The organism is Nocardioides sp., assembly GCF_050246775.1.
In the GTDB taxonomy this organism is placed as follows: Bacteria; Actinomycetota; Actinomycetes; order Propionibacteriales; family Nocardioidaceae; genus Nocardioides.
The window spans coordinates 1,302,863-1,324,944 of record NZ_JBFWVK010000001.1 but is presented as its reverse complement, the minus strand read 5'-3'; the positions used below and the strand labels follow the sequence as shown (position 1 = coordinate 1,324,944).

At 68.7% G+C, this 22,082-nt stretch carries 23 protein-coding genes and 1 tRNA gene; 14 read left to right on the top strand and 10 right to left on the bottom strand.

Translation table 11 applies throughout. The features are described 5' to 3' along the window. The first annotated feature begins 53 nt into the window (after positions 1-53). Together AB7I40_RS06235 and AB7I40_RS06230 are read left to right on the top strand one after the other, a co-directional pair. Positions 54-1,322, top strand: coding sequence for an aspartate kinase (locus AB7I40_RS06235; protein WP_428344179.1), 1,269 nt, complete (start codon positions 54-56; stop codon positions 1,320-1,322). Continuing rightward, a complete protein-coding gene (locus AB7I40_RS06230) occupies positions 1,319-2,359 on the top strand; it encodes an aspartate-semialdehyde dehydrogenase (RefSeq protein WP_428344178.1) in 1,041 nt (346 codons plus the stop codon). Before AB7I40_RS06235 ends, AB7I40_RS06230 begins: the two co-directional genes overlap by 4 nt. 160 nt (positions 2,360-2,519) lie before the next feature. Here AB7I40_RS06230 and AB7I40_RS06225 read toward each other — a convergent pair. Together AB7I40_RS06225 and AB7I40_RS06220 are read right to left on the bottom strand one after the other, a co-directional pair. Next, positions 2,520-2,593, bottom strand: a tRNA-Pro gene (locus AB7I40_RS06225). A 97-nt stretch (positions 2,594-2,690) separates the two neighbouring features. Beyond that, complete coding sequence (locus AB7I40_RS06220; RefSeq protein ID WP_428344177.1) at positions 2,691-3,617, bottom strand: metallophosphoesterase; 927 nt, start codon at positions 3,615-3,617, stop codon at positions 2,691-2,693. A gap of 25 nt (positions 3,618-3,642) precedes the next feature. Between AB7I40_RS06220 and AB7I40_RS06215 the strand changes: the two genes are divergently transcribed. Next, positions 3,643-4,101, top strand: a complete 459-nt coding sequence (locus AB7I40_RS06215; protein WP_428344176.1) for a GatB/YqeY domain-containing protein — start codon at positions 3,643-3,645, stop codon at positions 4,099-4,101. A gap of 162 nt (positions 4,102-4,263) precedes the next feature. On the opposite strand, the gene AB7I40_RS06210 is transcribed toward AB7I40_RS06215, so the two are convergent. Then, on the bottom strand, positions 4,264-6,561 hold the full coding sequence (locus AB7I40_RS06210; protein ID WP_428344175.1) for a transglycosylase domain-containing protein: 2,298 nt from the start codon (positions 6,559-6,561) through the stop codon (positions 4,264-4,266). 271 nt (positions 6,562-6,832) lie between these two features. Between AB7I40_RS06210 and AB7I40_RS06205 the strand changes: the two genes are divergently transcribed. Then, positions 6,833-7,117, top strand: a complete 285-nt coding sequence (locus AB7I40_RS06205; RefSeq protein ID WP_428344174.1) for a WhiB family transcriptional regulator — start codon at positions 6,833-6,835, stop codon at positions 7,115-7,117. Here the strand turns inward: AB7I40_RS06205 and AB7I40_RS06200 are convergent. Genes AB7I40_RS06200 through AB7I40_RS06190 form a run of 3 tightly spaced genes read right to left on the bottom strand, consistent with a single transcriptional unit; the run spans position 7,098 to position 10,100 of the window. Next, entirely contained in the window at positions 7,098-8,276 is a 1,179-nt protein-coding gene (locus tag AB7I40_RS06200) for an ArsA family ATPase (protein ID WP_428344173.1), read from the bottom strand. The genes AB7I40_RS06205 and AB7I40_RS06200 overlap by 20 nt on opposite strands. Next, a complete protein-coding gene (locus tag AB7I40_RS06195) occupies positions 8,273-9,289 on the bottom strand; it encodes an ArsA-related P-loop ATPase (RefSeq protein WP_428344172.1) in 1,017 nt (338 codons plus the stop codon). Before AB7I40_RS06195 ends, AB7I40_RS06200 begins: the two co-directional genes overlap by 4 nt. Before the next feature lie 43 nt (positions 9,290-9,332). Next, on the bottom strand, positions 9,333-10,100 hold the full coding sequence (locus AB7I40_RS06190; RefSeq protein ID WP_428344171.1) for an IclR family transcriptional regulator: 768 nt from the start codon (positions 10,098-10,100) through the stop codon (positions 9,333-9,335). A 184-nt stretch (positions 10,101-10,284) separates the two neighbouring features. Between AB7I40_RS06190 and AB7I40_RS06185 the strand changes: the two genes are divergently transcribed. The 6 genes from AB7I40_RS06185 to AB7I40_RS06160 are packed head-to-tail and all read left to right on the top strand — an operon-like array spanning position 10,285 to position 14,038. After that, the gene (locus AB7I40_RS06185; RefSeq protein WP_428344299.1) at positions 10,285-11,091 is read left to right on the top strand and encodes a CoA transferase subunit A; all 807 of its coding nucleotides are present in this window, start codon (positions 10,285-10,287) and stop codon (positions 11,089-11,091) included. A 1-nt stretch (position 11,092) separates the two neighbouring features. Further along, a complete protein-coding gene (locus AB7I40_RS06180) occupies positions 11,093-11,731 on the top strand; it encodes a CoA transferase subunit B (RefSeq protein WP_428344170.1) in 639 nt (212 codons plus the stop codon). Positions 11,732-11,775: 44 nt separating this feature from the next. Next, positions 11,776-11,931: a DUF4177 domain-containing protein gene (locus AB7I40_RS06175; protein ID WP_428344169.1), complete on the top strand. Its 156-nt coding sequence runs from the start codon at positions 11,776-11,778 to the stop codon at positions 11,929-11,931. Next, a complete protein-coding gene (locus tag AB7I40_RS06170; protein WP_428344168.1) occupies positions 11,931-12,389 on the top strand; it encodes a RidA family protein in 459 nt (152 codons plus the stop codon). The genes AB7I40_RS06175 and AB7I40_RS06170 overlap by 1 nt, the downstream gene beginning before the upstream one ends. A 3-nt stretch (positions 12,390-12,392) precedes the next feature. Further along, positions 12,393-13,259: an NUDIX hydrolase gene (locus tag AB7I40_RS06165; RefSeq protein ID WP_428344167.1), complete on the top strand. Its 867-nt coding sequence runs from the start codon at positions 12,393-12,395 to the stop codon at positions 13,257-13,259. Then, a complete protein-coding gene (locus AB7I40_RS06160; RefSeq protein WP_428344166.1) occupies positions 13,256-14,038 on the top strand; it encodes an MBL fold metallo-hydrolase in 783 nt (260 codons plus the stop codon). The genes AB7I40_RS06165 and AB7I40_RS06160 overlap by 4 nt, the downstream gene beginning before the upstream one ends. 15 nt (positions 14,039-14,053) lie before the next feature. Here AB7I40_RS06160 and AB7I40_RS06155 read toward each other — a convergent pair whose 3' ends face one another. Beyond that, positions 14,054-14,731: a Crp/Fnr family transcriptional regulator gene (locus tag AB7I40_RS06155; RefSeq protein ID WP_428344165.1), complete on the bottom strand. Its 678-nt coding sequence runs from the start codon at positions 14,729-14,731 to the stop codon at positions 14,054-14,056. A gap of 147 nt (positions 14,732-14,878) precedes the next feature. Between AB7I40_RS06155 and nth the strand changes: the two genes are divergently transcribed. From nth to AB7I40_RS06135, 4 genes are read left to right on the top strand one after another with little or no spacing between them, the layout of a single operon-like run. After that, positions 14,879-15,571: an endonuclease III gene (nth, locus tag AB7I40_RS06150; RefSeq protein ID WP_428344164.1), complete on the top strand. Its 693-nt coding sequence runs from the start codon at positions 14,879-14,881 to the stop codon at positions 15,569-15,571. Then, positions 15,568-16,176 carry a TlpA family protein disulfide reductase gene (locus tag AB7I40_RS06145; protein ID WP_428344163.1) on the top strand — a complete coding sequence of 203 codons (609 nt, stop codon included), beginning with the start codon at positions 15,568-15,570 and terminating at the stop codon, positions 16,174-16,176. Before nth ends, AB7I40_RS06145 begins: the two co-directional genes overlap by 4 nt. Beyond that, positions 16,173-16,886, top strand: a complete 714-nt coding sequence (locus tag AB7I40_RS06140; RefSeq protein ID WP_428344162.1) for an NUDIX hydrolase — start codon at positions 16,173-16,175, stop codon at positions 16,884-16,886. Before AB7I40_RS06145 ends, AB7I40_RS06140 begins: the two co-directional genes overlap by 4 nt. Further along, positions 16,883-18,058, top strand: a complete 1,176-nt coding sequence (locus AB7I40_RS06135; RefSeq protein WP_428344161.1) for a MarP family serine protease — start codon at positions 16,883-16,885, stop codon at positions 18,056-18,058. Before AB7I40_RS06140 ends, AB7I40_RS06135 begins: the two co-directional genes overlap by 4 nt. Here the strand turns inward: AB7I40_RS06135 and AB7I40_RS06130 are convergent. From AB7I40_RS06130 to acs, 3 genes are all read right to left on the bottom strand, one after another. After that, positions 18,055-18,453 (bottom strand): phage holin family protein, encoded by a 399-nt coding sequence (locus tag AB7I40_RS06130; protein WP_428344160.1) that lies wholly within the window; start codon positions 18,451-18,453, stop codon positions 18,055-18,057. The two genes, AB7I40_RS06135 and AB7I40_RS06130, sit on opposite strands and share 4 nt — an antisense overlap. Before the next feature lie 75 nt (positions 18,454-18,528). Beyond that, positions 18,529-19,824 carry a Na+/H+ antiporter NhaA gene (nhaA, locus tag AB7I40_RS06125; protein ID WP_428344159.1) on the bottom strand — a complete coding sequence of 432 codons (1,296 nt, stop codon included), beginning with the start codon at positions 19,822-19,824 and terminating at the stop codon, positions 18,529-18,531. Positions 19,825-19,910: 86 nt separating this feature from the next. Continuing rightward, positions 19,911-21,854, bottom strand: a complete 1,944-nt coding sequence (acs, locus tag AB7I40_RS06120) for an acetate--CoA ligase (protein WP_428344298.1) — start codon at positions 21,852-21,854, stop codon at positions 19,911-19,913. Positions 21,855-22,082 lie beyond the last annotated feature (228 nt).

Here is a 22,082-nt window from a genome sequence, read left to right as displayed (position 1 = left end):
GGTCGCCAGCGACGCGGCGACCATTCCGACACCGATCGACCGAGGACTTCACCGTGGGCATTGTCGTGCAGAAGTACGGCGGATCATCGCTGGCCGATGCCGCCAGCATCAAGCGCGTGGCCCGACGAATCACCGAGGCCAAGAAGGCCGGAAACGACGTCGTCGTCGCGGTCTCGGCGATGGGTGACTCCACCGACGAGCTGCTCGAGCTGGCCGAGGGTGTCAGCCCGCTCCCGCCGGCTCGCGAGCTCGACATGCTGCTGACTGCGGGCGAGCGCATCTCGATGGCACTGGTGGCGATGGCCATCTCCGACCTCGGTTTCACCGCGCGGTCGTTCACCGGCTCCCAGGCGGGCGTGATCACTGACTCGGTGCACGGCAAGGCCAAGATCATCGACGTGACGCCGGGCCGGATCCGCGATGCGATCGCGGACGGGCACATCGTGATCGTCGCCGGCTTCCAAGGCGTCAGCCAGGACACCAAGGAGATCACCACGCTGGGCCGTGGCGGCACCGACACGACCGCGGTCGCCCTGGCCGCGGCACTCGGCGCCGACGTCTGCGAGATCTACACCGACGTCGACGGGGTCTTCACCGCAGACCCGCGGATCGTCCGGTCCGCACGCAAGCTGGACCGGGTCTCCTACGAGGAGATGCTCGAGCTGGCCGCCTGCGGGGCGAAGATCCTGCACCTGCGGTGCGTCGAATACGCCCGTCGCTACACCATTCCGATCCATGTGCGCTCATCGTTCAGCCACAAGGAAGGCACCTGGGTCATGGACCCGGCAGAGGGAGACACCATGGAACAGGCCATCATCGCCGGCATCGCCCACGACCGGAGCGAGGCCAAGATCACCGTCGTCGGGGTCCCCGACAAGGTGGGCTACGCGGCCCGGATCTTCGAGGCGCTGGCAGCCGCTCAGATCAACCTCGACATGATCGTGCAGAACATCTCGGCCGCCGCGACCAGCCTGACCGACATCTCCTTCACGTTGCCGCGCACGGACGGTGCCACCGCCATGAAGGCCCTCGACGCGCTCAAGGACGAGATCGGGCTGGCGTCGCTGATGTACGACGACAAGATCGGGAAGATCTCCCTGATCGGGGCCGGCATGCGCTCGCACCCGGGCATCAGCGCGAAGTTCTTCTCAGCGATCGCGGCTGCTGGGGTCAACATCGAGATGATCTCCACCTCCGAGATCCGGATCTCCGTGGTCGTCGACGAGGCCCAGGTGGATGCTGCGGTGGCCGCTGCCCACACGGCTTTCGACCTGGACGCCGATGAGGGCGAGGCCGTCGTGTACGGCGGGTCGGGGCGATGAGCCGCGGCGTACGCCTCGGGGTCGTCGGGGCAACCGGCCAGGTCGGGGTCGCGGTGCGACAGATCCTGTTGCAGCGGGAGTTCCCGATCGATGAGATCCGCTTCTTCGCCTCCGCACGCTCCGCCGGCACCGTGCTGCCGTTCGGTGATCGTGAGGTCGTCGTGGAGGACGCCGCCACGGCCGACCCTGCCGGTCTCGACATCGCCATCTTCTCCGCGGGCGGGGCGACCTCCAAGGCACTCGCTCCGGTCTTCGCGGCTGCCGGCGTCACCGTGATCGACAACTCCTCCGCGTTCCGGATGGACCCCGACGTGCCCCTGGTGGTCTCCGAGGTCAATCCCGAGGCCATCGGCGATGCGGTGAAGGGGATCATCGCCAACCCCAACTGCACCACGATGGCGGCGATGCCGGTGCTCAAGCCGCTCCATGACGAGGCTGGACTGGTGAGGCTGATCGTCTCGTCCTACCAGGCCGTCTCCGGCAGCGGCGTGGCAGGCGTGGACGAACTCCTCGGTCAGGTCACCGCAGCCGGTGAGAAGGCGCGTGAGCTCGCCTACGACGGTGCAGCCGTCAGCTTCCCCGAGCCGGTGAAGTACGAGCGCACGATCGCCTACAACGTGGTCCCCTTGGCCGGTTCCATCGTGGACGACGGGCTCAACGAGACCGATGAGGAGCAGAAGCTCCGCAACGAGTCCCGCAAGATCCTCGGGATCCCGGAGCTGCGCGTCTCGGGCATCTGTGTGCGGGTCCCGGTCTTCACCGGCCACTCGCTGGCCATCAATGCCGAGTTCGCCGAGTCCATGACGCCGGCTCGCGCCGCCGAGCTGCTCGCCTCCGCTCCGGGCGTCGAGCTTTCCGACATCCCGAACCCGTTGCAGGCAGCTGGTCAGGACCCGTCGTACGTCGGGCGGCTCCGCACCGACCCCGGCGTCGACGGCGACCGGGGTCTCGCGCTCTTCGTCTCCAACGACAACCTGCGCAAGGGCGCTGCGCTGAACACCGTGCAGATCGCCGAACTGCTCGCTGCTCGCCTCTGACCCGTTTCACACTGGCCGCATGATTCACCGGCTGGCCGGGTGTCTTCGCGGTTGTCAGCCTCTACAAGGGCTGACAACCGCGGGTTTCCCCGGTCGCCCGGGGAATCATGCACGAAATCGACGAGCACCCCGGATCCAGGTGGATCCGGGGTGTTTTTTGTCGGGCTGACAGGATTTGAACCTGCGGCCTCGTCGTCCCGAACGACGCGCGCTACCAAGCTGCGCCACAGCCCGATCGCGAGCACGAAGACACCGCGCTCGCGAGCATCTGGAGCATACCCGAGCCGCACTCGGGCCTTGAAATCGGGCGTCCCCGGCAAGATGACCCGGTTCAGGCGGGCCGTGCGGTGAGCGTGATCAACGTGACTTCGGGACGGCAGGCGAGCCGGATCGGGGTGTAGGGATTGGTGCCGAGCCCGGCCGAGACATGCAGCCAGGCTGATCCGGGGTCACCGGGTCGGGAGGAGGCCGGATGGCGGTGCAGCCCCTTCGCGCGCCTCCGGTCGAGGTCGCAGTTGGTGGTCAGCGCACCCACCCCGGGCAGGCAGACCTGACCACCGTGGGTGTGCCCGGCGATGATCGCGTCGTACCCGTCGTGGGCGAACTGGTCCAGCACCCTGAGGTACGGCGCGTGTGCCACCGCCAGCCGCACGTCGACGTCGGTGCGGGCCGGGCCCGCCACGAGCGTCAGGTCGTCGTAGCTGAGGTGCGGGTCATCAACCCCCGCGAACGCGAAGGTGGTCCCGGCGATCGACAGTTCCCCGTAGGTGTTGGTCAGGTCCTGCCACCCCGCTGCCACGAACCCCTTCTGCAGGTCCCCCCACGGCAACTTGGGCTGGTCGAGGTAGCGCTTGCCGGTGTCGGGCAGAAGGTAGCGCAACGGGCTGCGCAGGATCGGGGAGTAGTAGTCGTTCGAACCGAAGACGAACACCCCGGGTACGTCGAGCAGGTCACCCAGCGCGTCAAGCAGGACCGGGACCGAGTCGGCGTGGGCGAGGTTGTCACCGGTATTGATGACCAGGTCCGGCTGGAGATCGGCCAGGCGCCGGACCCACGCGATCTTGCCGGCCTGTGTCGGGGTCAAGTGCAGGTCGCTGAGGTGCAGAGCCCGCAGCGGCGGCCGGCCGGGCGGCAGCAACGGCACCGACACGTGGCGAAGGGTGAACTGTTGGGCCTCCCAGAGGGCATAGCCGAGCGTGGCGCCCCCGACGAGCGCGCCGCCGGCGACCGTCCTGCGGAGAATCCCCGTGAGTCCCATGCCGCAAGGCTGCCACAATGACCCCATGAGTGCTCTCAAGGACCGTCTACGTGCTGACCTGACCACCGCCATCAAGGGCCGTGACGAGGTGCGCTCCTCCACGATCCGGATGTTGCTGACGGCGATCACCAACGCCGAGGTGGCTGGCAAGGAGCACCGCGAACTGACCGACGACGACATCGTCGGGGTTCTCTCCACCGAGGCCAAGAAGCGCCGCGAGGCTGCGGTGGCCTTCGACGACGGCAACCGGCCGGAGATGGCGGCCAAGGAGCGCGCCGAGGGCGTCGTGATCTCCGACTACCTGCCGGCGCAGCTCTCCGAGTCCGAGATCGCCGACATCGTCAGCGCTGCGGTGGCGCAGACCGGCGCCGCAGGTGAGGGCATGCGCGCCATGGGCAAGGTCATGGGCGTCGTCTCCCCCCAGGTCAAGGGCAAGGCCGACGGGTCCCTGGTCGCTGCTGAGGTACGACGACAGCTCGCGTGATCCCTGGGCAGGAGGAAGAGTCCGCTGCAGCAGTTCCAGTGCGCCACCTCTCGCGCAGTCGCCGGAGACGTCTGCCACGGCATCGACTCCTGTGGGGTGCCGGCACCGGCGGCGGCATCTGCGTGGTGGAACCAGATCAACGACGCCTTCTGGTGACCGCGATCAGCCGCGCCCCGGACCACCATTCTTGTTCTTCGGCGGCTTGCGGTAGGGCGAGCCGTCCGAGAGATAGATCGTGACGGTGTCCCCGGCCGAGTAGTCGGCGTAGGCCGCCGGGTAGGTGCCGGCCACGAGTCCCTTGGTCAGACCGGAATCCCGGTAGCCGCCTTCGGCAGGCGTGAACCCGGCGTCTTCGAGGACGCCCTTGGCCTGCTCGAGGCTCATGCCGCTGACGTCCGGAACCGGCGTGAGCACGCCGGCGACGTCGGTGGCGGACGGCGGGGTGAAGTCGGTGTGCGGGATACGGTCCTGGATCGCGTGCATCGCGTCGCCCCACATCGGGCCTGCCGTGGTGGAACCATGGGCGCTGTAGGTGGTGACGCCACCCAGCACCTGCCCGTTGAGGGGCACCCAGTGGCCCTGGTCGTTGGCGCCGGCGATCATCGAGGCCGTGGCCACCGCAGGCGTGTAGCCGACGAACCAGACGGCCCGGTTGCTGTCGGTGGTGCCGGTCTTGCCGGCCGAGGCGGTGTTGAGTGCCAGTCCGGCTGAAGCACCGAAGCCGTTGCCCTCCTGGACTCCCCGCAGCACGTCGTTGACGGCATCGGCCACTGCGCTGGGCAGCACCTGGGTGCACCGGGCGGGGTACTTCTTCAGGATCTTCTTGTTCGAGTCGAGGATGTCGGTGACCGGGCGGGCGTCACAGTGCAGTCCACGGCCGGCGAACGTGGCGTAGGCCTCGGCCATCTCCAGCGGGCTGACGTCGACCGTGCCGAGGGTGAACGACGGCGTGCGCTCGGCGCCGTACCCGTCCTTGTTGGGCAGCGGGTGGGTCAGCTGGACACCCAGCTCCCTTGCGAGGTTGAACGGCTGGCAGATCCCGGTCATCTGTTCGAGCTGACCGAAGAAGGTGTTCACCGACAGCCGGGTCCCGGTGTACATGTTCATCCGACCGCTGTCGGTCGAGTTGTGCACCACCCAGGTGCCGTAGCCGTAGGGCTTGTTGCCGCAGTCCTCGTAGTCGCTCTCGTTGAACGTCATCTCGGGCTTGGACTGCAGGGTGGTGCCCAGTGAGATCCCCTGGTCGATGGCCGTGGCCAGTACGAAGGCCTTGAAGGTCGATCCGCCCTGGAAGCCGTTGGCGTCGCCGTACTCCTTGGGGACCACGTAGTTCAAGAAGGTCTCGCCGTCCTTGACCCGGGTGCCCATCGGGCGCGACTGGGCGATGGCGAGGACATTGCCGGTGCGGGGCTCGATCTCGGCCAGGGCGCCGATCGCGCGGTCCTTGGCGAAGACGTGCTTGGCCACCGAGTTGTCGGCAGCGGTCTGGAAGGGCATCTTCACGGTGGTGTGGATCGTCAGCCCGCCGGTCTTGAGCAGCTTCTCGCGAGCCTCGGGGGTCTTGCCGAGCTGCTTGTCCTTCATCAGGTAGCGCAGCACGTAGTCACAGAAGAACGGCGCCCGCGAGTTGAGGCAGCCGTTGCCGACCTTGGACTTCGTGACCTTCAGGTGCAGGGCCTGGGCCTTGACCTGGTTGGCCCTCGCCTGGGTGATCACGTTGAGCTGGGCCATGCGGTCCAGCACGACGTTGCGGCGCTCGAGGGCGACGTCGGGGTTGTTCGTGGGGTCGTAGCCGGTGGGGTTCTTCACCAGCCCGGCCAGCATGGCCGACTCACGCAGGTTGAGCTTGGAGGCGTTCTTGCTGAAGAAGTGCCGGGCCGCCGACTGGATGCCGAACACGCCGTCACCGAAGTAAGCGATGTTGAGGTAGCGCTCGAGGATCCAGTCCTTGGAGTACTTGTCCTCGAAGGCGATCGCGTAGCGCAACTCGCGCAGCTTGCGCTCGTAGGTGTCGGCAGTCGCCTCCTTCTGCAGCCGCTTGTTGTCGCCCGCCTGGGCGAGCAGCGTCAGCTTGACCATCTGCTGGGTGATCGACGAGCCACCCTGGACCACGTCGCCGTTGCTGGCCTGGTTGGTCACGAGCGCGCGGATGGTGCCCTTCACATCCAGGGCGCCGTGGCTGTAGAAGCGATAGTCCTCGATCGACACGATGGCCTTGACCATGGTGCGCGAGATGTCCTTGAGCGGGACGTTGATCCGGTTCTCGTCGTAGAGGGTTGCGATCAGTCCGCCGTTGGCGTCCAGGATGCGGGTCTTCTGCGCCAGGGGCTGCGCGACCAGCTCAGACGGCAGGTCGTCGACGGCGTTGGACACGTTGCGCGCGCCGAGGCCGAGCAGCCCCGCGAAGGGGATGGCCAGGCCGGCCACGATGATGCCGAGCACGACGGATACCACGCCCATCACGGCGAGGTGCGAAAGTACGCGGGATTTGGGCAGCGGAGACCCAGGTCCTGTCACTGACATGGCTCCAGAGTACGGGACGGGTCACATCTCGACCCATTCCCGACCAGAGCGGCATAGCCCGAACAGACTATGGAGAAGAAACCGAAGGGGGGTCGTCACCAGGGTGTTGAAACCTTAACTTTGTTTCTGGGGTTGTACCCCGATCGGAATGGGTCCCTGTGGGAGGGCACTCGTCGAGATAACTCGGATGGGACTGGGGAGAATCGTTATGTGGGTTGAAGATTGGGCACCGTCAGCAGTCTGCCGTCAGGCACAGCCTGACCACCTGTTCGTGCGTGGAGCCGAGCAGAACAAGGCCAAGCAGTTGTGCGGGGCCTGCCCCGTGCGCACCGAGTGCCTCGCGGAGGCACTGGACAACCAGATCGAGTGGGGCGTCTGGGGTGGCATGACGGAGCGTGAGCGCCGTGCGCTGCTTCGTCGTCGCCCCGCTGGCTCGTGGCGTTCGGTCCTCGAGGCTGCCAAGGCCGGCAACCTCACTCCGCTCGCTGGCTGAGCAGGCCCCCGATCCGGCGGAGGCCGTCGAGGTCGTGCACGTCGGTGGACAACGCCGGCACGACCACCGTCGCGACCCGCGGGTGGGCCGCGGTGAACCGCGAGCGCAGGTAGGTCTCGCGCTCGACCATGCGGACGCGGTCGGCGTGCAGTCGCAGCAGGTCGGCGGTCAGTGACTCCGGGTCAGTGCGGCGCAGCCGAGTGGCCGCGCTCATCGCCTCGTCGGCGGACAGGGCGCCGGCCGGCGTACTGCTGGCCCGGTTGACCACCAGGCCCGCCAACGGCATGTCCTCCTCGTCGAGCCTCTCGACGAAGTACGCCGCCTCGCGCAGCGCGTCGGCCTCCGGGCTGGCCACGACGAGGAAGGCCGTGCCATCGGTCTGCAACAACTCGAAGGTCTTGGTCGCCCGAGCGCGAAAGCCCCCGAAGAGGGTGTCCAGGGCAGCGATGAAGGTCTGCAGGTCGCGCAGGACCTGAGCGCCCAAGATCTTCATGAGCGCACCGGTGATGAGGCTCAGGCCGGCGGTCATCAGCCTGGCCGGGCCGCGCGCCGGCGCCAACATGATCCTGATGAACCGCCCGTCGAGGAAGCTCGAGAGCCGCTCGGGTGAGTCGAGGAAGTCCAGCGCCGATCGCGACGGCGGCGTGTCGACCACGATGAGGTCATAGGCACCGGTCTTCTCCGCGTCGCGGTGCAGCTGCCCCAGCTTCTCCATCGCCATGTACTCCTGGGTGCCGGCAAAGGAGCTCGACAGCGCGATGTAGAAGGGGTTCTCCAAGATCTGCTGGGCCTTCTCCGGACTGGCGCCGCTCTCGACGACCTCGTCGAAGGTGCGCTTCATGTCCAGCATCATGGCGTCCAGCGAGCCGCCCGAGCCCGGGGCGATCCCGACCACCGGACGTGGGGTGTTGTCGAGCTTCTCGATGCCCATGGACTGAGCCAGTCGACGAGCGGGGTCGATGGTGAGGACGACCACCTTCCGGCCGCGCTCGGCCGCCCGGAGCGCCAACGCCGCGGACGTGGTGGTCTTGCCGACTCCGCCGGAGCCGCAGCAGACGATGATCCGGGTGTCTGGATCGTCCAGGAGGGCGTCGACGTCGAGCTCCGGTGCCTTCCCCGGCGACGAGGCGAGCGGCCCGACCCGGGGCTTCGGGCTCATGGCGACACCATCCCCTGCGACTTCAGCGAGTCGGCCAGCTCGTAGAGGCCGCCGAGGTCGATGCCCGAGGGCAGTCGCGCGAGCTCGAAGCTGGTCACGTCCAGGTCGCCGACCAGGAGCCGTTGGCTGTCCTCGAGGGAGCGGCGCTCGGCGTGGTCGTGGGCCTCGGTGAGCAGTCCGTCGACCAGAGCGTCGGTCGCCTCGATCCCCGCGGCACCCAGGTCGGCCGCCGTCCGGGCCCGGTCGATGCTGCCGGCGAGGGCCGCCTCGAGCTCATGGGAGTCCAGATCGCGCGGGCGCACCAGGTTGACGATCACCACACCCACCGGAAGTCCGTCGGCGCGCAGCTCGGCGATGCCGTCCGCGGTCTCCTGCACGGGCATCTCCTCGAGCACCGTCACCAGGTGCACGGCGGTGCGCGAGGACCGGAACAGGGTGTTGACCGCGTCGGCCTGATTCTTGATCGGGCCGACCTTGGCCAGCCCGGCGACCTCGTGGTTGGTGTTGAGGAACGCCGCGATCCGACCCGTCGGCGGTGCATCGAGCACGATCGCGTCGTAGTCGCGCACGTTCTTGCCCTTGCGGTGGGGTTTGGCGGCCTCGTAGACCTTCCCGGTGAGCAGCACGTCACGCACGCCGGGGGCGATCGTCGTGGCGAAGTCGATGACCCCGAAACGGTCCAGGGCCCGGCCGGCACGGCCCAGCCGGTAGTACATGGACAGGTACTCGAGCAGGGCGGACTCCGGGTCGATGTGCAGCGCCCACACCGAGCCTGCGGTCCCGCTCTCGTCGACCAGCCCTGTGGCGATCCGCTGCTCGGCGTACGGCAACGGCGGTACGTCGAACAGCTGCGCGATCCCCTGGCGGCCCTCGACCTCGCACAGGAGCACGTCCTTGCCGGTCGAGGCCAGGGCCAGCGCGAGGGCGGCCGCCACCGTCGACTTCCCGGTGCCGCCCTTGCCGGTGACGATGTGCAGCTTCACGTCGTCGCGGATGTCGCGCCACTGAGTCACAACCAAGGAGCCTACTGAGCCGGTGGGAACGCCCGGGCGCGCCTCAGTGGATCGCGCGCTGCAACCGTTGCGACAACGTGTGCGCCTCGCGCAGCAGCAGCGTCCCCAGTTCGGAGCGACGGGCCTCGGTGAAGCGCGACTCGATCCCGGTCAGGCTGAGTGCCCAGGCCGGCGTACCCGTCGAGTCGAAGACCGCGGCACCCAGTCCCCAACTGCCCTCCACGACCAGCCCCGGGTTCACGGCGTACCCGGTGCGCCTGGTGGCGCGCACGCGGTCGGCCAGGGGAAGGCGCCCGTGGGCAGGACCCCACGCGGTGGTGAGGTCGACCCGGGCGAGGTAGGCCTCGCGTTCGTGCTCGGGTAGGTGAGCCAGGATCACCAGTCCGGCGGAGGCGACCCCGAGCGGGAAGCGGACACCTTCGTAGAGCACGAAGGAGCGGATCGGGAAGCTGCCGTCCTCGCGGACCAGGCAGATCGTCTCGTCGCCTCGCCGCGCGGAGAAGAACGCGCTCTCACCGGTGGCCTGCGCGAGCCGGGTGACCGAGGGCCGCGCCAACCCGGTGACGTCGTACCGGGCGGCGGCCGCGTTGCCGAGGAAGAAGAGCTCAGGTCCCAGCACCCAATGCCCGCTGGAGGCGATGCGGTCCACCAGGCCCTCGGCCTGGAGCGAGGTCAGCAGCCGGTGCACCGTGGGGCGCGGCAGTCCGGCCGCGTGGGCGACGCCTGCGGTCGTCGTGCCGGTCGGCTCGTGGTTCGCGACGCTGCGCAACAGCGCGCCGACGCGGCTCACCAGATGCGGGCCGGGCTCCATGCCCGGACTGTAAGGCGTTCACTCAGTGGACGCAATCCGGAGGGGAGGTCCACCACGCGACAGATTCCGTCCGGGGCGGTGCGGTGGCGTTGACGCGCTCCGTCCGTCCAACTTGAATCGGCGGTGGAGATCCGGAGCGCACGGGACCGACGTGCCCAGGATCCACTGAGTGGACGGAGTTGTCATGGACAAGGTGGTCGCGAGCGCCGCGGACGCGGTGGCGGACATCGCCTCAGGGTCGCGGTTGGCGGTGGGTGGCTTCGGCCTGTGCGGGATCCCGTCGGTGCTGATCGACGCGGTCCTCCAGGGCGGAGCAGAGGACCTGGAGGCGGTGAGCAACAACTGCGGGGTCGACGACTGGGGCCTGGGCCGGCTGCTGATGGCCAAGCGGCTACGGCGCATGGTCGCCTCCTACGTCGGGGAGAACAAGGAGTTCGCCCGGCAGTACCTCTCGGGTGAGCTCGAGGTCGAGCTCACGCCTCAGGGCACGCTGGCTGAGCGGATGCGCGCCGGTGGCTCTGGGATCGCGGCCTTCTTCACCGCGACCGGTGGTGGCACTCAGGTCGCCGAGGGCGGACTTCCCTGGAAGTACGACGACGCCGGCACCGTGATCCTCGCCTCGCCGCCCAAGGAGACCCGGATGTTCCTGGTCGACGGGGTGGCTCGTGAGTTCGTGCTCGAGGAGGCGATCACCGCGGACTTCGGTCTCGTGCGCGCTTGGAAGGGCGACCGGCACGGGAACCTCGTCTACCGCGACTCCGCGCGCAACTTCAATCCGCTCGCCGCGATGTGCGGGAGGATCACGATCGCCGAGGTCGAGCACCTGGTCGAACCTGGGGAGCTGAACCCCAATGACGTGCACACCCCGGGAGTGTTCGTGCAGCGCGTCGTCGCGCTGACACCCGAGCAGGCCGCGGACAAGCGGATCGAGAAGAGGACCGTTCGCCCCTCGGTGGTCGAGCCTGTCGAGACCACGAACGGAGCGAACTGACATGAGTTGGACGCGTGAGGAGATGGCGGCTCGGGCTGCCTCGGAGCTGAGCGACGGGTCGTACGTGAACCTCGGGATCGGGCTGCCGACGTTGGTGCCCAACTACGTCCCCGACGACGTCGAGCTGGTGCTGCAGTCGGAGAACGGGATCCTCGGGGTCGGTGCCTACCCGATCGACGGTGAGGAGGACCCGGACCTGATCAATGCCGGCAAGGAGACCGTGACGCTGCGTCGCGGTGCGTCGTTCTTCGACTCCGCGACATCGTTCGGGATGATCCGGGGCGGCAAGATCGATGCGGCCATCCTGGGTGCGATGCAGGTCTCGGCCGGCGGTGACATCGCCAACTGGATGATCCCCGGCAAGATGGTCAAGGGCATGGGCGGCGCGATGGACCTGGTCCACGGCGCCAAGCGGGTGATCGTGCTGATGGAGCACGTTGCGCGAGACGGCTCCTACAAGATCGTCAACGAGTGCTCCTTGCCCTACACAGGGCGGGCCGTGGTCCAACGGATCATCACCGACCTGGCCGTCATCGACGTCACCGCCGCTTCTGAGGGAGGCGGACTGGTGCTGGTCGAGTGCGCACCCGGCGTGACCCCGGAGGAAGTGCGCGAGAAGACCGAGCCACCGCTGGGCTGAGGACCCCTGACGCCCGTGGGCTGCTCGCTAGTAGGGTGCGAACCATGACCAAGTGGGAGTACCTGACCGCGCCGATCCTGGTGCACGCCGCCAAGCAGATCCTCGACAACTTCGGCTCCGACGGCTGGGAGCTGGTGCAGATCGTGCCCGGCATGAATCCCGAGAACCTGGTGGGCTACTTCAAGCGGGAGGTTTCCTGATGAGCGCCGTCGAAGATCGCCTCGCCGCCCTCGGCCTCACGGTGCCTGATGTGGCCAAGCCGGTCGCCACCTACATCCCGGCCGTGCGTAGTGGGCACCACATCTTCACCTCGGGCCAGCTGCCGATGCGGTCGGGTGCGCTGATGTACACCGGCAAGGTCGGTGGTGACGTCACCGCCGAGGAGGCGACCGAGTGTGCCCAGCAGTGCGCGCTCAACGCGATCGCGGCGGTGAAGGCCGAGATCGGTGACCTCGACCTGGTCAAGCGGATCGTCAAGGTGGTCTGCTTCGTGGCCTCGACGCCCGACTTCACCGGGCAGCCCGGGGTCGCCAACGGAGCCTCGCACCTGTTCGGTGCTGCCTTCGGTGACGCCGGCATCCACGCACGCTCGGCCGTCGGCGCACCCGTGCTGCCGCTCGATGCGCCGGTCGAGGTAGAGATCATCGTCGAGGTCTGAGGGGTGGACCCCACCCGCATGCTGCCTCCGGCGCTGGTCGAGTCCGCCAAGGCCTACGCCGCGGGCGTCAAGACTCCGGTCGAGCCACGCAACGCCGCGACCGTCGTCCTGCTGAGGCCGGGTGCGAGCGCTGAGCCGGGTGAGCTCGAGGTCTATCTGCTACGCCGCCATGTCGCCATGGCGTTCGCCGCCGGCATGTCGGTCTTCCCTGGTGGCGGCGTGGACCCCAAGGACGCCGACCTGCCGAGTTCGCTGTGGGCCGGACCGACTCCGCAGGAGTGGGCAGACCGGATGGGGTGCACGGCCGACGAGGCCGCGTCCTTGGTCTGCGCTGCGGTCCGGGAGACGTTCGAGGAGTCCGGCGTCCTGCTCGCCGGCACGGCTGAGGCGGTGCTCGCCGACACCACCGGCCTGGAGGCCGAACGAGCCGCCCTCGAGAGCAGGGAGCTGGCCTTCTCGACGTTGCTCGAGGAGCGGGGATGGGTCCTGCGCACCGACTTGCTCGCGGTGCTCGGCGGATGGCTGACGCCGGTCTTCGAGCCGCGGCGCTACCGCACGTGGTTCTTCGTCGCCGCGATGCCAGCCGGCCAGGTGACCCGCGACGTGTCGAGCGAATCCGACCAGGTGACCTGGATGAGCCTGCGGCAGGCCATCGAGGCTGCTGACTCCGGCGAGATGCTGTTGATGCCACCGACGTACGCGACCTGTTGCGAGTTCTATGCCGCGCGCACGCCCGACGAGGCGCTGGCGCACGCCGCCCAGCTGCCCTACGAGATGATCGAGCCGGTGGCTGAGGGGGAGCGGCTGATGATCCCCGAGCGACTGGTCGCGCTCGGTCTCGAGGTCGGTCGCCAGGTGCATGGCCTATGACCTGGACGGGCGGATCGTTCGGCGCGATCGCCGAGTGCGTGCTGGCACCCAACCCCGGGATGATGACGCTGGAGGGCACCAACACCTGGATCCTGCGCGATCCGTCGTCGTCGCGCTCGGTGGTCATCGACCCCGGACCGCTCGACCACGACCACCTCGACGCCGTGGCGGCGGTTGCCGGCGACGTCGTGGCCGTCCTGCTGACCCACCACCACCTCGATCACTCCGAGGGCGCGCGGGAGTTCGCTGAACGGGCCCGGTGTGGAGTGCGCGCCCTCGACCCGGCGTACCGCCTCGGCCCCGAAGGGTTGGGCGACGGTGACGTGGTCGCGGTGGGTGAGCTGGAGGTCCGGGTCGTCGGTACGCCGGGGCACACTGCCGACTCGCTGTCGTTCCTGGTGCCGTCGCAGTCAGCGGTGCTGACCGGCGACACGGTGCTCGGCCGCGGAACCACCGTGGTCGCACATCCGGACGGTGTCTTGGGTGCCTACCTGTCCTCGCTGGACCGGCTGCACGCCCTGGCGGCGGCCCACGAAGTCACCGCGGTCTGGCCGGGGCACGGACCGGTCATCGACGACGCCTTGGCAGTGCTCGACTACTACATCGCTCATCGGCGGTCCCGTCTGGAACAGGTGGCCGCAGCTCTGGAGACGCTCGGCCCGCAGGCCAGCCCCCGCCAGGTGGTGGAGCATGTCTACTCGGACGTCGACCCGGTGCTCTGGGGGGCCGCCGAGCTCTCCGTGCGCGCGCAGTTGGCCCATCTCTCGACCCAAGACTGAGGCACCACTCAGCGGTCAGCGGGCGCGGCGCGTGAGTCGGTCGATGTCCATGATGACGACCGAGCGGGGCTCGAGGCGCACCCACCCGCGCGACGCGAAGTCGGCGAGCGCCTTGTTGACGGTCTCGCGGGAGGCGCCGACGAGCTGGGCCAGCTCCTCCTGCGTCAGGTCGTGGTGGACGTGCACCCCGTCGTCGGCAGTGCGACCGAAACGGCTGGCCAGGTCGAGCAGTGCCTTGGCCACCCGGCCGGGCACGTCGGAGAAGACCAGGTCCGCGACGACGTCGTTGGCCTTGCGCAGGCGGCCGGCGAGCTGGGTGAGCAGGCCCCGGGCCACCATCGGCCGCCCGTCCAGCCAGCGCAGCAGGTCTTCGTGGGACAGGGACGCGAACGTGGTGTCGGTGACCGCGGTGACGGTGGCCGAGCGCGGACCCGGGTCGAACAGGGACAGCTCGCCGAACATCTGACCGGGGCCGAGGATCGCCAACAGGTTCTCGCGACCGTCGGAGGAGGTGCGCCCGAGCTTCACCTTGCCCTCGAGCACGACGAAGAGCATGTCGCCGGAGTCACCTTCGCGGAACAGCACCTCACCACGACGCAGGGTGTGGTCGGTCATCGAGGACCGCAACGCCGTTGCGGCCTCGTCGTCGAGCGCGCTGAAGAGCGGAGCCTGACGGATGACGTCGTTGTCCACGGTTCCTCCAAGTCCTCCGGCGCCGGATGCGACGCATTGGCTTGATCCTAGCGAGTGGAATGCCTCACAGTGCACGAGCCCGGAAAGCTGGTCATCCAGCCGGCCCGAGACCACGGGGTTGTCGGTGCCAGCACGTACGCTGAGCGGGTGCCTGACACGTCTGTGGTTCGCCGCGCCCGCAAGATCGATCGCACCCTGGCAGCGACCTATCCCGACGCCCGGTGCGAGCTCGACTTCGACACCCCCTTCGAGCTGCTCGTGGTCACCGTGCTGAGTGCGCAGACCACCGACAAGCGGGTCAACGCCGTGCGTCCGGCGCTCTTCGCGGCCTACCCCGGCCCCGAGGCCATGGCGTCGGCCGACCGCGCCGACGTCGAGCGGATCATCGGACCCCTGGGTTTCTTCCGCGCCAAGACCGACAGCCTCCTCAAGCTGTCCCAGGCCCTGGTCGAGCGGCACGACGGCCAGGTGCCGCCCAGACTCGATGACCTGGTCAAGCTGCCCGGTGTCGGTCGCAAGACCGCCAACGTAGTGCTCGGCAACGCCTTCGGGATCCCCGGCATCACCGTCGACACCCACTTCGGCAGGCTGGCCAGACGTTTCGGCTGGACCGAGGAGACCGACCCGGTGAAGGTGGAGCACGCAGTGGGAGAGCTGTTCCCCAAGCGCGACTGGACGATGCTCTCGCACCACCTGATCTGGCACGGTCGGCGGCGCTGCCACGCCCGCAACCCCGCCTGCGGGGCCTGCCCGCTCGCTCGCCTCTGCCCGGCGTACGGCGAGGGGCCGACCGATCCCGAGGTCGCGGCCAAGCTGGTGCGCACCGAGGGTCGGGCATGAGGGTTCTCCTCGTCCTCGCCCTGGCCACCGCGCTGCTCAGCGGCTGTGCTCCTGCGAAGGACGACGACTTCATCGTCCCGATCGTTCCGCCGTCCAAGGTGGACGTCGACACTCCCGCGCTGCGGAGCGCCAAGGCTGCCGCGGGGATCGCGGACTGCACTCCCGGCACGGGCGACAACGACCTCCCCGAGGTGACGCTGCCGTGCTTCGGTGGCGGCCCGGACGTGCGGCTCGACACCCTGACCGGGCCGCTGGTGGTGAGCTTCTGGGCCGGGTGGTGCGGCCCGTGCCGCAAGGAACTGCCCTACTACGCCCGCCTGTCCCGCGACTACGCCGACAAGCTCGGCGTGATCGGCATCGACTACCTCGACCAGCAGACCGAGGCGGCGATGGACCTGCTCGGCGACACCGGGGTGACCTACCCCCAGCTCGCCGATCCCGGGGGTGACCTGGCCGGCAAGGCCGGGCTGCCGCCGCTGCGCAACCTGCCGGTCGTCGTCCTCGTCGGGGCGGACGGGTCGATCGCCGGGTTCAACATCGGCGAGATCACGTCCTACAGCGAGCTGCGGCAGCTGGTCAGCGACGAGCTCGGGATCGCTGCATGATCCCCGAGTGGCTCGAGCCGGTGCGCTCCGGCGCCGCCACCATCACCGCCGACCAACTGTCGCGCTACGTCCCCCCTGCGGGCAGCACCCCGCGGCAGGGCGCCGTACTCCTCCTGATCGGGGAGGGGCCCGACGGCCCGGACCTGCTGCTCACCGAGAGGGCGCACCACATGCGCTCCCATCCTGGCCAGGTGTCGTTCCCGGGAGGGTCGATCGACCCGGACGACGGCGGGCCGGTCGCGGCCGCCCTGCGCGAGGCGCAGGAGGAGACCGGTCTCGACCCGGCCGGCGTTGAGGTGTTCGGCGAGCTCCCGCAGCTGTGGCTGCCGCCCAGCAACTTCGCGGTCACCACGGTCCTGGGCTGGTGGCGCGAGGAGTCTCCGGTCAGCGTGGTCGACACCGACGAGGTGGCCTCCGTCCTCAGGGTGCCCATCGACCAGCTGCTCGATCCGGCCAACCGCGTGACCACGGTGCACCCGATGGGCCGCTTCGGTCCGGGGTTCCTGCTGGCCGACGACCTGCTGCTCTGGGGCTTCACCGCCGGCATCGTCTCGAGGCTGTTCGACCATGTGGGGTGGACCAGGCCGTGGGACGCCGACGTGCAATTCGAGGTCCCGGACTGGATGATCTTCGGTAGGAACGGCGACGAGGCCGAATTTCCCGAACTCCCCGCGCCCAACACGTCGTTCCAGGAGTACCCCGACCGATGAACGTCCTCGACTGGATCCTCGTCGTCCTCGTGCTCGCCTATGCGTTGAGCGGCTACTGGCAGGGTTTCATCACCGGCGCCTTCGCGACGGCCGGCCTGCTGCTCGGCGGCCTGCTCGGCATCTGGCTCGCGCCGCTGGCCCTGGGTGACGCCCAGTCCTCGGTGTGGGTCTCCCTGGGTGCACTGTTCATCGTGATCTTGTCGGCCACGCTCGGCCAGGCGTTCTTCCAGTACGCCGGCGCCAAGATCCGCGAGCGCATCAAGTGGCAGCCCATCCGCGCCGTGGACGCCGTGGGAGGCGCTCTGCTGAGCGCGGTGGCGGTGCTGCTGGTGGCCTGGGCCCTCGGCCTGGCCGTCTCGGGCTCCCGGATCGTCGGGATCACGCCGGCCGTGCGTGACTCGGTGGTCCTGGCGAAGGTCAACGAGATGCTGCCGCAGTCGGCGACCGGGGTGCTCCAGGCGTTCAACAACGTGGTCGGCCAGAGCTTCTTCCCCCGCTACCTGGAACCGTTCGCCCCGGAGACCATCGTCGAGGTGGCCGAGCCGCCGAAGCGGCTGCTCAATGATCCGGACGTGCTCGACGCGGCCGACAGCGTCTTCAAGATCCATGCCGACAACTCCTGTGGTCGGGGGGTGGAGGGCAGTGGCTTCCTCTACGGCAACGACCGCCTCATGACCAACGCGCACGTCGTGGCGGGCGTGAGTGATCCCGAGGTGCTGATCGGCGACGAGACCGTGTCAGCCTCGATCGTCTACTACGACCCGGAGATCGATGTGGCCGTCCTCGCCCTCGACGACCAGGGTCGCACCCCACTCGACTTCGACGACGGCGGCCAGGCCGACGACGGCGTCGCCGTCCTCGGCTATCCGCAGGACGGTCCGTTCGACGTCCAGGCGGCCCGGATCCGAGCCGAGCAACGCCTGCGCTCTCCCAACATCTACGGCGAGGGTTCCGTCGTGCGTCAGGTGTTCTCGCTGCGCGGGCTGATCCGTCCGGGCAACTCGGGTGGACCGCTGGTCTCCTCGCGCGGTGACGTGGTGGGAGTCGTGTTCGCCGCCTCCGTGACCGATGCCGACACCGGCTACGCGCTCACCGCCGAGCAGGTCGCCAAGGCTGCTGCCGCCGGCATGTTCTCCACCGACGAGGTGAACACCGGCGACTGCGCCAGCTAGCTCCGCTTGGTCAGGGCGAGCTTGGTCTCCTGCGCCTGGTGGATGGCGCGTTCGGGACCCTTCACCTTCTTCACCTTGCGCAGGCCGATGAGCGCCAGGATCACGGCGACGAGCACGTAGAACCCGGTGACGATCAGGAACGACCAGTGCAGGCCCAGCCCGGCCCAGTGGATGAAGTACGCCGCGGTGATCGACAGCAGGATGATGCTGATCAGCAGCAGGAACGCGGCCACCGCGAACAGGGCGGCACCGATGCCACCGGTCTTCACGCTGATCTTGAGCTCGGACTTGGCGAGCTGGATCTCCTGCGATATCAGCGACGAGATGTCACGGGTGGCGTCGGTGACGAGCTTGCCGATGGTGGGGTCGTCGTCCTTGACCGGTTCGGGTGCCATGGGTGCGTCCTCTGGATCGGCGTTTCGTCTCGTGGCCGACCTTACAGAATCCTTCGTCGGCGCGGTCAGGGCGGCTCAGGTGTCGCGTCCGCCGTACACGTCGGGAATGCCGTCCCCGTCGGCGTCCAGGGTCTCGCGGGCGTGGATGGCGCGGTAGACCCGGTTGCGCGAACGCAGCACCACGCTGGCCAGGATCACTGCCACCAGGGAGCCGACGAGGACGCCGACCTTGACGTGGTCGTCTCGGTTGCTGCCGTCGCCGAAGGCCAGTTCACCGATCAGCAACGAGACCGTGAAACCGATGCCGGCCAGCATCGCCATGCCGATCACGTCGCTCCAGCTCAGGTCGTCGTCGAGCTCGGCACGGGTGAACCGGGCCAGCAACCAGGTGGATCCGGCGATGCCGACGGTCTTGCCGACCACCAGGCCGAACACGATGCCCAGTGCCACCGGATCGCGCAGGGAGTCCATGAGGCCGTCGAGACCACCGATGGTCACGCCGGCGGCGAAGAAGGCGAAGACGGGCACCGCGAAGCCGGCCGACACGGGACGCAGCAGGTGCTCGAAGTGCTCGGCCAGGCCAGGGCCGTCGTTGCCGTCGCGTCGCAGCACCGGCACCGCGAATCCGAGGAGTACGCCGGCAACCGTCGCGTGCACCCCGGAGGCGTGCACCAACGCCCACGCGATGAGCGCCAGGGGCAGGAGGAGGAAGCCGTTGCGGCTGCGTCGTTGCACCAGGACGGTGAACGCGGCCAGCGGCAGGACGGCGAGGGCCAGGTAGGCGAGATGCACGTCCTGGGTGTAGAACAGCGCGATGATCGTGATGGCCAGGAGGTCGTCGACGACGGCCAGGGTGAGCAGGAAGGTGCGCAGCCCGGTCGGCAGGTGAGTGCTGATGACCGCCAGGATGGCCACGGCGAACGCGATGTCGGTGGCAGTGGGGATCGCCCATCCACTGAGGTCGCCGCGTGAGCTCAGGTTCCAGGCCACGTAGACCAGGGCCGGTGCAGCCATCCCACCGACCGCCGCGGCGACCGGGAGCGCGGCGCGCCGGGGGTCGCGCAGGTCTCCGGCCACGAACTCGCGCTTGAGCTCCAGGCCCACCACGAAGAAGAAGATCGCCAGGAGCCCGTCGGCCGCCCAGGTGCCCAGCGAGAGGTCCAAGTGCAGTGAGGCGGGCCCCACGACGAAGTCCCGGATCGCCTCGTAGCCGTCCGACCACGGGGTGTTGGCCCAGATGATGGCCACCAGCGCTCCGATGATCAGCAGGATGCCGCCGGTCGTCTCCGCGCGCAGGATCTCCGCCACCCGGGAGTTCTCCAGGAAGGACCCCCGGGCGAAGAGGCGGGGCTTGTCGGACTGCGTGGGCATCGGGCTCCTGAGGGGTCGGCGACGTGATGCCGACCAGACTTCCCGGCGCACCCTGATGATCCGGCGTCAGTCTAACGGCAGCGCGCCTACTCCTCCGTCGTCGTCGTGGACATCCCTTCGGAGATGAGACCCATCACCGAGGAGTCGGCCAGGGTCGTGACGTCGCCGACCTGCCGGTTCTCGGCGACGTCGCGCAGGAGGCGCCGCATGATCTTGCCGGAGCGGGTCTTGGGGAGCTCGGCGACGATCAGGATCTTGCGCGGCTTGGCGATCGCCCCGATCTCATGGGCCACGTGGTTGCGCAGCTCCTGGACCAGTTCCTCACCTTGACTGGCGTCCTCGGCGGCGCCCTCCCGCAGGATCACGAAGGCGCACACGGACTGGCCGGTGGTCTCGTCGCTGGCTCCGACGACTGCAGCCTCCGCGACGCGGGGGTGTGACACGAGGGCGGACTCGATCTCGGTCGTGGAGAGCCGGTGTCCCGACACGTTCATCACGTCGTCGACGCGGCCCAGCAACCAGATGTCGCCGTCCTCGTCCTTCTTGGCCCCGTCGCCGGCGAAGTACATGTCCTTGAACCGCGACCAGTAGGTGTCCTTGAAGCGCTGGTCGTCGCCCCAGATGGTGCGCAGCATCGAGGGCCACGGCTCCTTGACGACCAGGTAGCCGCCGGAGCCGTTGGGCACCGAGACCCCCTCGTCGTTGACCACGTCGGCCACGATCCCCGGGATCGGCGTCATCGCCGAGCCGGGCTTGCCCGCGGTCACGCCCGGCAGCGGGCTGATCATGATCGAGCCGGTCTCGGTCTGCCACCAGGTGTCGACGATCGGGCAGCGGTCGCCGCCGATGACCTCGCGGTACCACATGTAGGCCTCGGGGTTGATGGACTCACCCACCGATCCGAGCAGCCGCAGCGAGGACATGTCGAAGCCGTCGGGGATGTCACGGCCCCACTTCATGAACGTCCGGATCGCGGTGGGGGCGGTGTAGAAGATGGTCACGCCGTACTGCTGGATGATCTCCCACCAGCGACCCTTGTGCGGGCTGTCGGGGGTGCCTTCGTAGAGCACCTGGGTGACCCCGTTGGCCAGCGGTCCGTAGACGATGTAGGAGTGCCCGGTGACCCAGCCGACGTCCGCGGTGCACCAGTAGACGTCGGTGTCGGCCTTGAGGTCGAAGATCGCGTCGTGGGTGTAGGCCGCGCCGGTGAGGTAGCCGCCGGTGGTGTGCAGGATGCCCTTGGGCTTGCCAGTGGTGCCTGAGGTGTACATGACGTAGAGCGGGTGCTCGGAGTCGAAGGCCTCGGGGGTGTGCTCGGCCGACGCAGTGTCGACGGCATCGTGCCACCACACGTCCACCTCGTCGTCCCAGGCCACCTCCTGGCCGGTGCGGCGTACGACCAGGACGTGGTCGACGACGTCGGTCTTCGTCCGGGCCTCGTCCACCGCGGGCTTCAGCGCCGACGGTGCTCCGCGGCGGTAGCCGCCGTCGGAGGTGATGACGACCTTGGCCTGGCAGTCGTCCAGGCGGGACGCCAGGGCGTCGGCCGAGAAACCGCCGAACACGACCGTGTGCGGGGCGCCGATGCGGGCACACGCCAGCATCGCCACGACCGCCTCGGGGATCATCGGCATGTAGATCGCGACCCGGTCGCCGGTCTGCACCCCGAGCCCGATCAGCGCGTTGGCGGCCTTCGAGACCTCGTCCTTGAGCTGGGCGTAGGTGATCGAGCGGGTGTCGCCCTCGGGCTCACCCACGAAGTGCAGGGCGACCTTGTCGCCCCGCCCGGCCTCGACATGCCGGTCGACACAGTTGTACGCCGCGTTGAGCTTGCCGCCGACGTACCACTTCGCGAACGGCGGGTTGTCCCAGTCGAGGACCTGGTCCCACTTCTGGGCCCAGTCGAGCCGCTCGGCCTGCTCGGCCCAGAACCCCAGGCGGTCGTCGGTGGCACGCTGATAGGCCTCAGCCTTGAGGTTGGCGTGCTCGGCGAGCTCCGCGGGCGGCTCGAAGCGTCGCTCCTCATGCATCAGGTTGGACAGCGTGTCTTGTGGATCGCTCACGATCTCTCCTCTTGCAGACGGGGTGTCGAGACGGGCGTACAGCGCCCTGCTCTACCAAAAGTAGTGTCGAGCTGGCCGGTGACCGGTCCTCCGGTTGCCAGCCTAGGGGTGGGAAGAGCCCGACGACGAGGCCGATGTGTGACTGTCGTCACGCGACCTCGTCGCCGGGAAGGTTGTCAGCCCACGGGTTGCAGC

What these genes read in the sequence shown, in the direction of transcription:
- AB7I40_RS06175 (WP_428344169.1), top strand. Translation starts at nt 11,776, where the DNA reads ATGACCAAGTGGGAGTACCTGACCGCGCCGATCCTGGTGCACGCCGCC.
- AB7I40_RS06160 (WP_428344166.1), top strand. Translation starts at nt 13,256, where the DNA reads ATGACCTGGACGGGCGGATCGTTCGGCGCGATCGCCGAGTGCGTGCTG.
- AB7I40_RS06200 (WP_428344173.1), bottom strand. Translation starts at nt 8,276, where the DNA reads ATGAGCCCGAAGCCCCGGGTCGGGCCGCTCGCCTCGTCGCCGGGGAAG.
- acs (WP_428344298.1), bottom strand. Translation starts at nt 21,854, where the DNA reads ATGCATGAGGAGCGACGCTTCGAGCCGCCCGCGGAGCTCGCCGAGCAC.
- AB7I40_RS06135 (WP_428344161.1), top strand. Translation starts at nt 16,883, where the DNA reads ATGAACGTCCTCGACTGGATCCTCGTCGTCCTCGTGCTCGCCTATGCG.
- AB7I40_RS06130 (WP_428344160.1), bottom strand. Translation starts at nt 18,453, where the DNA reads ATGGCACCCGAACCGGTCAAGGACGACGACCCCACCATCGGCAAGCTC.
- AB7I40_RS06140 (WP_428344162.1), top strand. Translation starts at nt 16,173, where the DNA reads ATGATCCCCGAGTGGCTCGAGCCGGTGCGCTCCGGCGCCGCCACCATC.
- AB7I40_RS06210 (WP_428344175.1), bottom strand. Translation starts at nt 6,561, where the DNA reads ATGGGCGTGGTATCCGTCGTGCTCGGCATCATCGTGGCCGGCCTGGCC.
- AB7I40_RS06190 (WP_428344171.1), bottom strand. Translation starts at nt 10,100, where the DNA reads ATGGAGCCCGGCCCGCATCTGGTGAGCCGCGTCGGCGCGCTGTTGCGC.
- AB7I40_RS06145 (WP_428344163.1), top strand. Translation starts at nt 15,568, where the DNA reads ATGAGGGTTCTCCTCGTCCTCGCCCTGGCCACCGCGCTGCTCAGCGGC.
- AB7I40_RS06220 (WP_428344177.1), bottom strand. Translation starts at nt 3,617, where the DNA reads ATGGGACTCACGGGGATTCTCCGCAGGACGGTCGCCGGCGGCGCGCTC.
- nhaA (WP_428344159.1), bottom strand. Translation starts at nt 19,824, where the DNA reads ATGCCCACGCAGTCCGACAAGCCCCGCCTCTTCGCCCGGGGGTCCTTC.
- AB7I40_RS06230 (WP_428344178.1), top strand. Translation starts at nt 1,319, where the DNA reads ATGAGCCGCGGCGTACGCCTCGGGGTCGTCGGGGCAACCGGCCAGGTC.
- AB7I40_RS06215 (WP_428344176.1), top strand. Translation starts at nt 3,643, where the DNA reads ATGAGTGCTCTCAAGGACCGTCTACGTGCTGACCTGACCACCGCCATC.
- AB7I40_RS06170 (WP_428344168.1), top strand. Translation starts at nt 11,931, where the DNA reads ATGAGCGCCGTCGAAGATCGCCTCGCCGCCCTCGGCCTCACGGTGCCT.
- AB7I40_RS06205 (WP_428344174.1), top strand. Translation starts at nt 6,833, where the DNA reads ATGTGGGTTGAAGATTGGGCACCGTCAGCAGTCTGCCGTCAGGCACAG.
- AB7I40_RS06185 (WP_428344299.1), top strand. Translation starts at nt 10,285, where the DNA reads ATGGACAAGGTGGTCGCGAGCGCCGCGGACGCGGTGGCGGACATCGCC.
- AB7I40_RS06180 (WP_428344170.1), top strand. Translation starts at nt 11,093, where the DNA reads ATGAGTTGGACGCGTGAGGAGATGGCGGCTCGGGCTGCCTCGGAGCTG.